The organism is Petrotoga sp. 8T1HF07.NaAc.6.1 (assembly GCF_016772115.1).
Classification (GTDB): Bacteria; Thermotogota; Thermotogae; order Petrotogales; family Petrotogaceae; genus Petrotoga; species Petrotoga mobilis.
The window spans coordinates 46396-59900 of sequence record NZ_AUPG01000012.1 but is presented as its reverse complement, the minus strand read 5'-3'; the positions used below and the strand labels follow the sequence as shown (position 1 = coordinate 59900).

Below are 13505 nucleotides of genomic sequence, written 5' to 3'. Positions count from 1 at the left end.
ACTTTGAGAAGATAAACGCTGTTTCATACATCATTGGATCGTTGCTTTCTTTTTGTACTTGAAAGATAGTATCAAGTGAATTGAAAATTTTGTAATTATCATCGTCAAAATAATAACCAAGGTAAAATCCTAATCCTAAGCTAAGGTTTAAAGCGATACTTTTATCTACATCTTTTAACCACCAACTTATATTGTTTAAAGCTTGTACTATTCCGGATGGATGAGGAACATCTTTCAATATCTTAAATGCTTTAATGTTTAACTGAGTCGCTTCTTCATATTTTCCTTCATTCTTTCTCTCTCTTGCATCAGCCATGAGGATAAATCCTTTATCAACAGGATTGTTTTCGTATTCTTCACTCCAATATCTAACCTTTTCCATACTTTCATTGGATTCATAATACAATTCTCTTATGTTTCTTAAAGATTCTACAACAACTCCTCTAAGATACCTTGGAAGTTTAGAGAACCCGTTTCTTAACTCATAGAAAGTTTCTTTAATTTCTTTCTCCTTTGAAAGTTTAACCAATACATCCATCTTTTCCACTAAAAGCAAATAATCAATGCTTCTTTTTTTAGATAACGTTATTGCCTTTTCTATCTTTTCAAGTGCCTCTTCATATTTTGCAGCCCATTTTAATTTTAATACATCAATGTAATTAATAACTTCTTCATGTTGTTTTGTTGATTCATTTTTCAAATACTCACCCATATAATTTAAAAACGGTTTTGAAAACTGACCAAAGTTGAGTATTTCTACAATATTTTTTAGATTCATCCCTAATTCCCCCAACCGATATATAATCTTTTAGTTACTGAATCGGCACCTAAAAGTTACTTAGGATTGCTTTTCCTATAATGTTAACGTCTTGTAGAAACAGCGTATTTTTTATTACAAAGATTATTATATCATAACCTTTATTATTCTTGACATAAAGCAAAAGTAGGAGAAGATGAAATGTAAAAAACGAGAAGTTGTAACATTTATTTTTAAAAATTCAAAAATAACAATCCTTTGTTTATGCGTGCGTAATCACTCTTTATGGAGATTGGGAAAAAATGAAAGAAATGGTAGAATAAAATAAGGGGTGAGAAGTGGTTATTTTTATCAATAAAAAACCTGGAAATCACTGATTTTATTATGTAAAGGAGATGATTTGATGCTTAAGAAAGTTATGTCAATTGTGAAAACAGATTTGTTATCCTCGAAAATATTTGTTTTAATGTTTTTTTTAATGTTTGGTTTAGGCTTTGGTTTTTTATATGGACTTATTGTTCGTTTTACACAAGTTTCAGAATTGCTCTATTCATATTGGTTACAAGGAGCAGCTTTTTTATTGGGAGGGTTGTTTTCTTTAATGTTTCCTTTTAGTTTTCTTTTAACAGATAAACGAATTAAAGCTGGTGAAATGATATTAACATCAGGGATCAGACCATTTGAATACATCTTTTCTAAATGGATTAATGGTGTGTTTCTTGGAATTGTTACCGCTTATACCTACTTGATTGTATATACATTGTTAACCTTACCTTTGTATGAGCAATACGGTAATATTTCTGTGTGGTTATACGTATTGTTAATTGCTATAATTTTTGCGTCGTTGGGAGTTACCTTAGGTATAATTTTTACAAAAGTGAATCTGTTAAGAAAGATACTTTTAATTATATTTCTTTTTGTTCTTCCAATTTTGTCGTTTGTTTTATTGTTTATTATAAGCAATACGGGTATATTTCTTAAGTTTTTAATTCCAATTTTGTTAGTTTATTCACTATTATGTTTCTTTTTATCTGTAAGAAACGTAGAAATCAAAGATTTCGTAGCATAGAGGAGGTTATTAAAGGTGAATAAGCATATTGATGCAATTAATGTTGATTTTACTTATGATAATAAAAAACTTGTGTTGAATAACGTCTCTTTAAGTACATATCAGAGCGAAAGTGTTGGTTTGGTGGGACCAAATGGAGCTGGTAAGACAACTCTTGTTAGAGTACTGTTAGGAATTCTCTATCCCAAGAATGGAAATATACAAGTTTTTGGATACAATCCATTAAATAAGAAGGAAAGAGAAAAGATTTATGGACAGATGGGTTACCTTCCTGAAGGAGCTGATGTATATCCACAATTAACCTTGAAACAATATATTGAATTATTTAAAACACTCCATGAGGTTGAAGATAATTCAACTATAGAAGAGCTCTTAGATATGTTTGATTTACAAGATGTGTTTGAAAAAAGATTAGGTACATTTTCAAAAGGTATGAAACAGAAAGCGAAACTTTTGACTATTCTTATACATTCCCCAAAATTACTGATAATGGATGAACCAACAGATGGATTAGACATAGCTTCAAAGGAAGAAACAATAGAATACATGAGAAAATTAAAAAAGAAAGGAACATCAATGTTAATAGCAACTCATGATCCTTATCTTGTTGAAAACCTTTGTGATAGAATAATCATGATAAATAAAGGTGAAATCATATTTGAAGGGACAACACAACAGTTGCAAGAGGTTGCACAAAATGAACCTTGTTATGTAATCGAGTTGATGGAAAAGGTAAAAAAGGAAAAATTAGAAGAGATATTGAATAATATTGGCGAGCCACAAAAGATCATAGTTGAAGAGAATACAATAAAAATTTGGACTGATGATGAAAATATAGCTAAAAATGTTTACAAAAAAGTTGTAGATGAAGGGCTGATAGTAAAGAACTTTAATAGATATTTACCAACTTTTTCTCAAGCTTATAAGAATTTTTTGGAGGGGAAATAAAGTCAATTATTTTTATTCCTGCAATACAATAAGTCTCCTGTATAAATAACTCTTACTCACTTTAGAAATTATGAAACACAGATTCTATAAATGTTTTAAATTTATTCAGAAACACTTCCCCACTTCTAATTCTCACTAATTCTTAATTTCTTTAACTTTTTCGGTACTTGTAGCCAAGGAGGGGGAGAGGCTCCGCCCTAGACCCATTTTAAATTCAAAATTCCATTTTTAGAAAATTCTCATTTCTAAAGTCCCTAAAATAACTCTGTGTTGCAGGGATAAAATAAAATTAGTAGATTTCAAACTCTCTTTCTTTACCTTCAAAAACATAGAAAGAAATTGCAGATAATCTTCTTTTTAAAGTGTATTTCTTCACAAATATATTAATTTCTTTTGGTACTTTTGGTCTTAATTCTTTTGGTATGTTCTTTATTTCATAATACCTTCCATAGTTCATTATGAACTTTTCTATTATCTCTTTTTCTTTTGAATCAAGTTTTATATATTTTTCAAATATAAACTATCTTTTTGTAGTTTGGAATGTCTTTTTCTATTCTTTCAAAGCATTTGAATTATCTCCTTATGAATATCTACTTTTGTTCCACAATTGTCATTTAAAAATAACATAATATTTACTTTGATTCCAATGTTAACAAGTCAATAGTTAATCGTTTTTCCCTTTTTAATCAATTATATCATAACTATCATCAATAAAGAGAAAGCGAAAGTAGCATATAAAACATGATAAAAAACATCGTAATTAAAGTTTACATAAGGTTTTTTGAGGTAATCTCTGAAAATAGGTTTCAATCTATATTTGAACCTGATAAAAAAATCGCTTGAAAATCATATAAAAAAGTGTATGATAAAAATAGAACACTGAAATTTTATTTATCAAAATAAATTATCGGTGTGAAGAAAAAAGTAAAGAGTCTTATTGTAATATTCTTAATCACTATTAGATAAGCCGCATCTTAAGTGTAGCATTAAGATAACTCTACTCGAAATAAAAGAAGGAGGTTATTTGAAAATGCTAAGATATAAAAACTCGAATTATAATGTTATTTTTGAGGATGGAGACAAAGTTGTTTTTGTTAATCTTTTAACAGAAGCTATTGCGACTGTAAATAAAGAAAAATATAATAAAATAAAAGAAATAATGGAATCGCCAAATAAAGAATGGTCAAGAGAATATGCAGATTTAAAAAATGACCTTATATATGGCGGTTATTTAATAGAAGAGAATTTTGATGAAATACAACATTTAAAGGCAATGAACTATAGAAGCAGATATGATGCTAGTTTTATAAGTTTCACAATAATGCCTACAATGAGATGCAATTTGGATTGTATTTATTGCTATGAAACACATGAAGGACCAACTATGGATGAGAAAACAACTGAAACAGTTGCAAATTATATTTCAACTGTGGCAAAAAGTAAACGAAGAATACATATTGGCTGGTTTGGTGGTGAACCTCTTTTAAAATTTGATACTATGAAATATATTAATGAAAAAGTGATAAAAGCTTGTGAAGAATATAAAACTAATTTTTCTTCTTCCATTTCAACAAATGGATACTTACTTTCAGCTGAAAAAGCCAAGCTATTTGACGAATTAATGATACGCAACGTACAAATAACTCTTGATGGCCCAAAGGAATATCATGACAAGTATAGGCCTTAAAGGAGGAGGACCAACGTATGATATCATGTTTGAAAATATAAAAAATTTCTTCGAATTGACAAAAGAATCAAGAATTACTCTAAGAGTTAACGTTGGCCCAGATAATTATGACGCAATATATAAGTTGGTGGATGCGCTTGAAATTCTTCCAAAAGACCGTCTAAGAATTTATTTTAGATGGATATTTCAAGGTGGGGAAACGGAAAAAGAAATTCATCGTGAAGTTATGAATTTTAGAGGGGAAAATTCTTACGAAAAATTGGCTAAGTTCTATTACTATGCATCTCAAAAAGGATTTGAAACTTTTCTTCCTATTCTTTCTAATCCGATTTATTGTGAATATGACTGTGAATCTTCTATTTTAATAGGGCCTAAAGGCGAAGTTTTCCCTTGTACAGTTGCAGTAAATGAGGGGAACGAGTTTGGAAAAGTAACAAACAATGGCATCGAATATGATAAAACAAAGTACCTTTTATGGTATAAACACGATGCTTTTCAAGATGAAGAATGTAAAAAGTGTGAGTTACTCCCTCAATGTTTTGGAGGATGTAGAAATGCTATAGTGAATTCAGGAGTTAGAGGATGCCCAGAAGAAAAAACTGCTTTAGAATCTTTCGCAAGATTGTGGTATTTCACAAAAGACATGGAAAGAAAGCTGAAAGCGGTGAAAAAAGATGAAAATATCAAGGTATAATCAACTTATAGAAAAAGATAACTATCTCATTTTATTTAATAGCATTTCAAATGCCATTCTATATGTTGAACCAAACAAAGTAAAAGAAGTTAAAGAAGTTCTTGAAAGTGGAAATATAGAAGAAATAAAGCTATCTGATGAAGATATAGAAAAGTTGAAAAAAGGATTATACATTATCCCTGATGAATTTGACGAAATAACATATTTGAAGATGAGGTTAAACAATTACAAATACAGTGATAGATTTTTAAGATATACTATAAGTTTAACTGAAGAATGTAATTTTTCTTGTGTTTATTGCTATCAACAAATGTTGATAACTTTAATGGATAAGAAACCCGCAAAAATAGCAAAAAATATTGTAAACACAATTCTAAATATGACGGAAAAAAGATTTGAAGAAGAACATCCTAAAGTATTGAGCATAACTTTTTATGGAGGAGAGCCGCTTCTTGCACTCGATGAATTAGAAACGTTAAGTAAAGGTTTTGAAGAAATGTGTAAGAAGTTCGAAGTAAAGTATGAAGCGAATGTCGTAACGAACGGTTATTTGTTAACTCATGACATTGTCAATAGACTACTGAACTGTGGAGTAAACTCCGTAATAATAACAATTGATGGAGATAAGACTCTTCATGACAAATATAGAAAGACTAAAAGTGACAAGCCTACTTTTGATAAAATTATGGAAAATATAAACTATGCACAAGATAAGATGTATGTAACCATTAGAACAAATATCTCTAAAAATAGTATAGAAAATGTGAAAAAAATGATAAAGATACTTGCAGAAAAGGGATGGAGAGTTGATTTTGATTTTCAACCAGTTGAGGTAGTGGAAGAACTATCTACGGGATTTAATGATGAGATGCTTACATTGAGAGAATTTGCTAATGTGGAAGTAGAACTATACAAAGAAGTCATCACACTCATACCCGATTATCCATTCAATCCATTTAGAAGATTAAGAATGGCCAGATGTGATGCCTTATGTAAAAATAGTTGTGTAATAGATGTCGATGGGAGTATTTACAAGTGTTGGGGAGAGATAGGAAATAAATTTTCTTCTGTAGGTAAAATAACAAAAGAAGATATAGAATTAAACCATAAATTTGAAAAATGGATAACTTACGAACCGTTCGAAGATCAAAAATGTATGGAATGTTCTGTACTTCCAATGTGCATGGGAGGATGCGTTTTTAATGCAGTTGTTGTTGATAGGTTAAATAGCTCTCCATGGAGGAAACCATACACATGCATTCCTTTAAAATACAATCTAAAAGAAATGGTTTCTTTATTATCTGATAAAAAATTAGGAGTAAAAATTTAAAAGGGGTGGTGATATTATGGAATTCATAAATGAACCTGTGTTTGATAAAGACAGATATTTAGCTGCTTGTGGAGAAAATGGCGAGAAGGAAGGTTGCGAAACAGTTAAAAATTGTGATTATTGCCACAATCCACAGTGTAACAATCCATGTCAGGATAAAAAATTTCCTTGGCTATGTGCAAATGGAGAAAACAATTAAATTAGCCTCATTTGCAATTAGAAATGATGGCAGAGATTAATCAACCGAAAAGTGGGGTTCAATCGTAGTATCTTTAGGATGAGATTTACTGCATCCACGATATGAATAAAAATGTGATCTTAAAAATATCGAAAAGGTAATGATTATTGCATGATAATGATGTAAAATAATGTATGTTTGTTTAATTTTTATCTTTCGTAAGATATGAATGAAGGGACGATATTCTGGAAACGATAAAAACACAAAACCTAACGAAGATATTCAAAGTAAAAAAGAAAAAAAATAAGAGCCATACAAGATATAAACCTATCCATTCAAAATGGAGAGATATTTGTTTTGCTTGGACCTAATGGTGCAGGGAAAACTACCTTTCTAAAAACCATCTCCACTCTCATACTACCGACATATGGAGATGCTTGGGTTAACGGATACAACATCAAAAAAGATGAGTACAAGGTAAGAAAATCGATAGGGTTATCAACAGGATTTGAAAGATCGTTTTATTACAGATTGAATGGTTATCAAAACCTCGAGTTCTTTGGTACTTTGTACGGTATAAAAAGTAAGGACTTAAAAGAAAGGATAAACTTTTTACTCAATCTGTTCAATTTAGAAGACGCCAAAGATTTAAAGTATATGAAATACTCAACTGGTATGAAGAAAAAACTTTCTTTAGCAAGAGCATTATTACATGATCCTGATGTATACATATTCGATGAGCCAACATCTTCTATCGACCCAATAAGTGCAAATGAGATAAGAGACATAATTCTATCTCTCAAGGATAAAAATAAAACTATTATACTTTCCACACACGATATGCATGAAGCAGAACTTCTTGCCGATAGGATAGGTATATTGAACAAAGGGAATATGCTCGCTGTTGATAAAAAAGAAAACTTAAAAAGAGTATTAAAAAAAGAAATAATAAAAGTGAAAATAGATAAAGGTATCAATGAAGATTTAATCGCACAAGACGGCATCAAAGAAAAGATAAACCTATTTAGAAAGATAAAAGATAACGAATTTGAAATAGAAGTCGAAAATTCTTCAGAAGTACTTGATCAACTGATAGAAAAACTGAAAAACCAAGACAGAAAGATACTTACAATAAATGTTGAAACACCTTCAATAGAAGAAGTATTCATAAACTTTGTAAGGAATGATAAAAAATGAGTTTTTTAAAAAAATTATGGATATTCATTAAAAGAGGATTCATAACAAACTTCAGTTATAGAACGTACGCAATACTTGGAATAGCAAGTATGCTGATAGGTGTTTTAAGGTTTGGATTCATGGCTAATTTTTTGCAAGAAGGGAACACCTTCCCCATGCTCGAACCATACGGTGGAGACTTAATGGCATTTCTAATAACAGGAACAATGTATATGAGCTATGTCTCAGTTGCATTAGATTCTTTTAGAAATTCTATAAGGTCAGAACAAACAATGGGAACACTTGAATATTTATTGATGAGTAACACACCATTGTGGCAACTGTTAATATTCAATGGAATAAATAGTTTCATATGGACTACAATAAATGTAGGAGTTATTTTTTTGTTTCTGGTTTTGATATTCGATATTCAAATGACAATAAATATAATTTTATCGTTATTCATTTTAATACTTTCAATAATATGTATAAGTGGGATAGGTCTTATGAGTGCAGGAGTAATAATGGTAACAAAGATGGGAGATCCAATAAGTTGGATTTTTAGTACACTGTCTGGCCTTGTTAGTGGGGTACTATACCCAATATCCATATTACCAGCATGGTTGAGGAGTTTTTCATATTTTTTGCCGCCCACATATGCTTTAAGTGCATTGAGAAAGTCCTTACTGACAGGGGCCACCTTTGCTGATGTGAAGAACGAGATAATAGTTTTGATCATCATGAGTTTACTGACGATTCCTTTGGGATTGTTGTTGTTCAGATTCGGTTTCAATAAAGCAAGAGAAACAGGTAGTTTGATAGAGTATTAGACATTATTTAACTCAAAAAGTTGACTTTTTTGTACAATATGTGTTATAGTTAAATATAACAACAAAACATTGGGGGTGAATGTAAATGTCCAGGTACAATTATTTGTTAAAACTTGTCTTTGCAGCTGTTTTCGGTATTTCTGCTCTTTTTATACCTTCCTTCTTTTTGAAAACCATTTTTTCGACAGTTGCGATTGTTTTTCTGGCTCTTAACCTGAAAAGCTTTAAAATCTTGTTTGTTATTTTAGCGGTAGTTTTATTTGTGATTCCAGCAAGTATATTTTCTTATTTTATAGACTCGCATATAGATTGGGATAATTTATGGAATAATATTTTCAACTGGGAAGAATTATATAACCAAAACGGTTATAGCTACAATTCTAATACTGAAGAAATCCAGCCTGATATCTACATAGAAAGGGCTGAAAACCTACAAATTAATGGAATAAATTATGAAATAATTTTTGATGAAACGTCTGATCAGATCTACATTCCTAATCAAATTAATCGTATGAGAAATGAAGATACTTTAACTTTAACATCAGACGTTCAAGATCAAAAATATATCTTAGTAATTGGCTCAAAAGTACCCTACAAGAATATAAGAATAAACTCAACAGGTTTGAATGTATTGGGGAATTTAGAAGTAGAAAATTTTGATTTAAATACCACAGGGCTTGATTTCAATGTAACACTTGAATCGAGTAATCTTTCGATAAATTCTGCAGGTTTAAGTTTAGGTGATAATATACACGTAGACCAAGCTGAAATTAATGTATCAGGGATTAGTTGGGATGGCTTGGTAGATGCCGAAGAGTTAACGTTAAACGGTGCTGGTATGGAAATTGATCTCTCAGTAATTAACGCAGAACATATCTATATTAACGGCGCAGCATTGACAGGTACCATACAATACATGGATAAATGGGTAGGTACGAGGTATTTATCAATTAAAGGGGCTTATGGTGATCTAGAACTTCTAGAACCTTCGGATAATGAAGGAAGGTTAAAGCTCGATACCCAAGGCAGAATTAAGATCAGAAGAAAAAAATATTGAAAGGGTTGTAAATATGCTGTATGAAGTAGATAAACACAGTGGGATACCATCTTATTTACAAATAATGAACCAAATAAAAAAGGAAATAATTATGGGAAATCTAAAAGAAGGTGATCAATTACCACCTGTTAGGGAGTTGAGTACAGTTTTCAAAGTCAACATAAACACGATTTTAAAAGCTTTAGATAAGTTAGAAACATCAGGATACATAGAAGCCCAACATGGAGTAGGTTTTTTTGTTTCAAAGAATATAGATTTAAAAAAAGGCATTGTTGATGAGATTAGAAATTGTGTAGAAAAATTAAAAAAGGAAGACATAGACTTAGAAACTATAAAATTAATTTTGGAGGAGGTTTGGAAAGATGGTCAATTTTCTGAATAAGTTGGAAGTGTACTTTCAAAAGGAGTTTACTGAAAAAAGTGGAAGAATATTTATATTTTCTTTGATTTTTTTATTTTTCATAACCTTTGAAAAACTGTTTTTAACGTTATTTTTCATATTCCTTTTCCTTACAAACATGATCGGACATGATTTAAGAAACGGGAAGTTCTCACTTATAATATCCCTTCCTTATTCGTACAGAGAGGTATTCTTCTCATCTTATATACTTTCTCTACTTTTGATAGTCATACCTAGTTCTATTGGACTAGCTTTTTTTAATTTTGGAAATTTGTACCCATCAATACCACTTTTAAAGATCTTGGGTGTCTTAATATTTGCAACAGCTTATTTTGCTATTATTATAATCTCTGTTACATTAGGGGGAGATACCTTTGGGATACCGTTTTTGATATTAATAGCTGATTGGATACTTGGAGAAATTGGATCCAGTTCTTCTGTAAATCCCTATAAATATATTAGTCCATCATATCAAGGGAATGTTTGGGCAAGTTTGATATTTTCTGTGTTTCTTTTACTCATATCTTTATATCTGTTTGAAAAAAGAGGTGTACAAAAATGATAGTAGAAGTGAAAGACTTAGTTAAAAATTTCAATTCAAAACCGATATTGAACAAGATCAATTTTAACGTAAATGAGGGTGAAATCTTTTCTCTAATAGGTCCCAATGGTGCAGGGAAAACAACAACTTTGAGATGTTTGTACGGGGAGTTGAAACCAAACAATGGTGAGATAAAGCTTTTTTCTGAAAAAATAACTCCTAAGATAAAAGCAAAAGTTTCGGTGATGACAGAAGATAGATTGACATTTTCTAATTTTAAAGGAAGTGATTACCTAAAAATTTGGGGTATGTTGTATCCTAACTTCAATGAGGAAACATTTTCTAATTTTGTTTTACATTACAACTTCGACATAAACCAAAAAGTGGAAAGATATTCCATGGGTATGAAAACATTGTTTTATTTGGCACTAACAATATCCAGTAACGCTGATCTTTTGCTCTTAGATGAACCAACTCAGAACCTTGATCCCGTTATAAGATCGGAGGCTTTAAAAATTTTAAGAAATTATGCAAATGAAACGAACAAGACGATAATCATATCTTCTCACGAAATATACGAACTCGAGGAAATATCCTCATCTTTTGCGATTATAAAAGAAGGTAAAATATTATATACAGACGATATGGATTCTGCTAAAGAAAAGCACAGGATGATAAGAAAAGGTGAACCCATTCCAAGTGGTGAAGTTGTTGCTAACTTTGAAGAAGAGGTATTGGTAAAAACTGAAGAAGAGATTGGAAGATTTGCGACATTTAACGAAATTGTTCTGGGATATTTAAGAAGTATCCAAGCTTTCACCCCTTTTGAAGTTAAAAAATAACGGTTCTATTTCTCCCTTTTCAAAAAGACAAAAACAAAGAATGGATGCTTTTCTGACAATTTTTCCCCATATGATATAATATTATCAGAAACTAGAAAATAAAAGGGGATGAATCTGATGAAAGTCAAAGAAATAATATTTATAGTAGAAGAAGACCCAGAAGGTGGATATAATGCAAGGGCTTTGGGAGAATCAATCTTTACAGAAGGATCAACCTTAGATGAGCTGAAAGAAAATATTAAAGATGCTATAAAATGTCACTTTGATAAAGAAGAAGATGTTCCCGATATTATAAGATTGCATATTGTAAAAGAAGAGACATTCAAATATGTCTAAAATTCCAAGAAATATCTCAGGAAAAGAATTAGCAGATCTACTTCGAAAATATAATTATAAAATTTTAAGAAAGACAGGAAGCCATTTAAGATTGAATTCCGAATATATGGGGTATTCGCATAACATAACCATACCTGATCACAAATTTCTTAAAATAGGTACGTTAAATAACATATTAAGAGATGTCTCAGAATACTTAAAAATCACGAAAGAGCAGCTGGTAGAAGAAATTTTCAAAAAATAAAAAATTCTTTTCTAAACCTAAATAACCAGTCTTTATCACTTGAAGAATTTGAAATTAAAGATAAAACTACATTTGCAAAATTGATCGCAAAACTAATGATAGAATCAAAAAAGACGCCCAACATGGGCGTTTTTCAATTAAAAATTGCCGATAATTTCTACAAACTCTTCTCTTTCTTCCCCTTCAAAAGCATAAAAAGAAATAGCAGAAGGTTTTTTACTCAATAGCAATAAAAATATAAAATAAAATTTACTTCGAAAGCCCTTCCTTTGGAATGTTAACATCACTTGAAAATTCTGTATTTTTTTCTAAATTTCATTATATCATAATTCTCTTATAATAACTAAAAGAAAGACAAATGCATTACATCTGATAAAAACAATTGTAAATAATTTTAACATAAGTATTTTTCGACCGATCTCTGTAAAGCTTTATCAATACATCTTTGAAGCCAATAAAAAAAACAATTGAAAACCATATGGGAAAGGGTATAATGAAATTAAAAAGTATAAAAATTAATTTTAGCAAGTGCTATTTAAACAAAGATTAAATCAAAGGATGGCCTTGAAACATTAGTAGATATTTGTTATTATCAAAAAATATATAAACAAAAGTGAGTTATTATTTTATTTTTAAATGGAGGGATGAAGGATGATAAATGCTTTTGTTGCAAATTTCAGGAAAACTTTTATTGAAATGAAGAGATATTTTTTTGACACAGTTTCTTCATTCATAATACTTTTCATCATCTTCTATCTTATATTTTTTGGATTTAAGATAGCAAGTGGCCCTAATTTTGGAGATACCATTGATGGAATCATTGTGAGTTATTTCATGTGGATAATGTTTTTAGCTTCGTTCCAAGGTGTTTCATACTGGATAATTCAAGAGGCAGAAAGAGGAACTTTGGAACAACTGTTTATGTCTCCAGTAAAATTTGAGTTTCAAATGATTTTTCATGTGATAAGTGATTTTTGTATAAACGTTCTAATGATAGTACCTTTAATGTATTTAGCAGCTTTTACAACAGGAAGAACTTTGAATTTTGACCTTGTTACTCTCCTCTATTTAATTATTCTTGGTTCAATTAGTGCGGTTGGTGTTGGTTTAATTCTGGGAGGAATGGCTTTGATATTTAAAAAGATTTCTTCATTCATTCAAATATGTACTTTTGCTTTCCTTGCAATTTTGATGTTTGAAGTTGATGCGCTTTGGTTTGAACTTTTGCCAATGGTAAAAGCAACGGGAATGATGAGAAGTATGGCGGTTACAGGGACAAAGTTTTATCAGTTCCCGATTCAAGACCACGTAATTTTGTGGATAGCTGCAGCGTTATTTCTTTTGGTTGGAATAGTTATATTCAGGGGTTTTGAAAAACGTGCCATGGTTAGAGGAACGCTGGGACAATATTAAAGG

At 30.3% G+C, this 13505-nt stretch carries 16 protein-coding genes and 1 pseudogene; 15 read left to right on the top strand and 2 right to left on the bottom strand.

The window, feature by feature from the left end:
- Positions 1-778 (bottom strand): annotated as a pseudogene (locus NAAC61_RS08625) (hypothetical protein); the annotation flags it as partial.
- Between the two features lie 382 nt (positions 779-1160).
- Between NAAC61_RS08625 and NAAC61_RS08620 the strand changes: the two are divergent.
- On the top strand, positions 1161-1826 hold the full coding sequence (locus NAAC61_RS08620; protein ID WP_012208505.1) for a hypothetical protein: 666 nt from the start codon (positions 1161-1163) through the stop codon (positions 1824-1826).
- A 15-nt stretch (positions 1827-1841) separates the two neighbouring features.
- Positions 1842-2774 carry an ATP-binding cassette domain-containing protein gene (locus tag NAAC61_RS08615; RefSeq protein WP_202695779.1) on the top strand — a complete coding sequence of 311 codons (933 nt, stop codon included), beginning with the start codon at positions 1842-1844 and terminating at the stop codon, positions 2772-2774.
- Positions 2775-3063: 289 nt separating this feature from the next.
- Here NAAC61_RS08615 and NAAC61_RS08610 read toward each other — a convergent pair whose 3' ends face one another.
- Positions 3064-3231, bottom strand: coding sequence for a hypothetical protein (locus NAAC61_RS08610; protein WP_237729847.1), 168 nt, complete (start codon positions 3229-3231; stop codon positions 3064-3066).
- Between the two features lie 573 nt (positions 3232-3804).
- Here NAAC61_RS08610 and NAAC61_RS08605 point away from each other — a divergent pair.
- From NAAC61_RS08605 to NAAC61_RS08545, 13 genes are all read left to right on the top strand, one after another.
- Positions 3805-4461, top strand: coding sequence for a radical SAM protein (locus NAAC61_RS08605; protein ID WP_202695777.1), 657 nt, complete (start codon positions 3805-3807; stop codon positions 4459-4461).
- Positions 4442-5155: an SPASM domain-containing protein gene (locus tag NAAC61_RS08600; protein ID WP_202695772.1), complete on the top strand. Its 714-nt coding sequence runs from the start codon at positions 4442-4444 to the stop codon at positions 5153-5155. The genes NAAC61_RS08605 and NAAC61_RS08600 overlap by 20 nt, the downstream gene beginning before the upstream one ends.
- The gene (locus NAAC61_RS08595) at positions 5136-6485 is read left to right on the top strand and encodes a radical SAM/SPASM domain-containing protein (protein WP_012208502.1); all 1350 of its coding nucleotides are present in this window, start codon (positions 5136-5138) and stop codon (positions 6483-6485) included. Before NAAC61_RS08600 ends, NAAC61_RS08595 begins: the two co-directional genes overlap by 20 nt.
- A 16-nt stretch (positions 6486-6501) precedes the next feature.
- A complete protein-coding gene (locus NAAC61_RS08590) occupies positions 6502-6684 on the top strand; it encodes a hypothetical protein (RefSeq protein WP_041534039.1) in 183 nt (60 codons plus the stop codon).
- 282 nt (positions 6685-6966) lie between these two features.
- Positions 6967-7860, top strand: coding sequence for an ABC transporter ATP-binding protein (locus tag NAAC61_RS11240; protein ID WP_337920002.1), 894 nt, complete (start codon positions 6967-6969; stop codon positions 7858-7860).
- Complete coding sequence (locus NAAC61_RS08580) at positions 7857-8669, top strand: ABC transporter permease (RefSeq protein WP_012208500.1); 813 nt, start codon at positions 7857-7859, stop codon at positions 8667-8669. The genes NAAC61_RS11240 and NAAC61_RS08580 overlap by 4 nt, the downstream gene beginning before the upstream one ends.
- A gap of 85 nt (positions 8670-8754) precedes the next feature.
- The gene (locus NAAC61_RS08575; RefSeq protein WP_202695769.1) at positions 8755-9726 is read left to right on the top strand and encodes a hypothetical protein; all 972 of its coding nucleotides are present in this window, start codon (positions 8755-8757) and stop codon (positions 9724-9726) included.
- Between the two features lie 13 nt (positions 9727-9739).
- Complete coding sequence (locus NAAC61_RS08570; protein WP_103078649.1) at positions 9740-10108, top strand: GntR family transcriptional regulator; 369 nt, start codon at positions 9740-9742, stop codon at positions 10106-10108.
- On the top strand, positions 10089-10688 hold the full coding sequence (locus NAAC61_RS08565; RefSeq protein ID WP_202695767.1) for a hypothetical protein: 600 nt from the start codon (positions 10089-10091) through the stop codon (positions 10686-10688). Before NAAC61_RS08570 ends, NAAC61_RS08565 begins: the two co-directional genes overlap by 20 nt.
- Positions 10685-11509: an ABC transporter ATP-binding protein gene (locus tag NAAC61_RS08560; protein ID WP_202695765.1), complete on the top strand. Its 825-nt coding sequence runs from the start codon at positions 10685-10687 to the stop codon at positions 11507-11509. Before NAAC61_RS08565 ends, NAAC61_RS08560 begins: the two co-directional genes overlap by 4 nt.
- Positions 11510-11626: 117 nt before the next feature.
- Positions 11627-11845: a type II toxin-antitoxin system HicB family antitoxin gene (locus tag NAAC61_RS08555; protein WP_103076169.1), complete on the top strand. Its 219-nt coding sequence runs from the start codon at positions 11627-11629 to the stop codon at positions 11843-11845.
- The gene (locus NAAC61_RS08550; protein WP_103076168.1) at positions 11838-12089 is read left to right on the top strand and encodes a type II toxin-antitoxin system HicA family toxin; all 252 of its coding nucleotides are present in this window, start codon (positions 11838-11840) and stop codon (positions 12087-12089) included. Before NAAC61_RS08555 ends, NAAC61_RS08550 begins: the two co-directional genes overlap by 8 nt.
- A gap of 651 nt (positions 12090-12740) precedes the next feature.
- Positions 12741-13502 carry an ABC transporter permease gene (locus NAAC61_RS08545; protein ID WP_202695764.1) on the top strand — a complete coding sequence of 254 codons (762 nt, stop codon included), beginning with the start codon at positions 12741-12743 and terminating at the stop codon, positions 13500-13502.
- Positions 13503-13505: the final 3 nt, after the last annotated feature.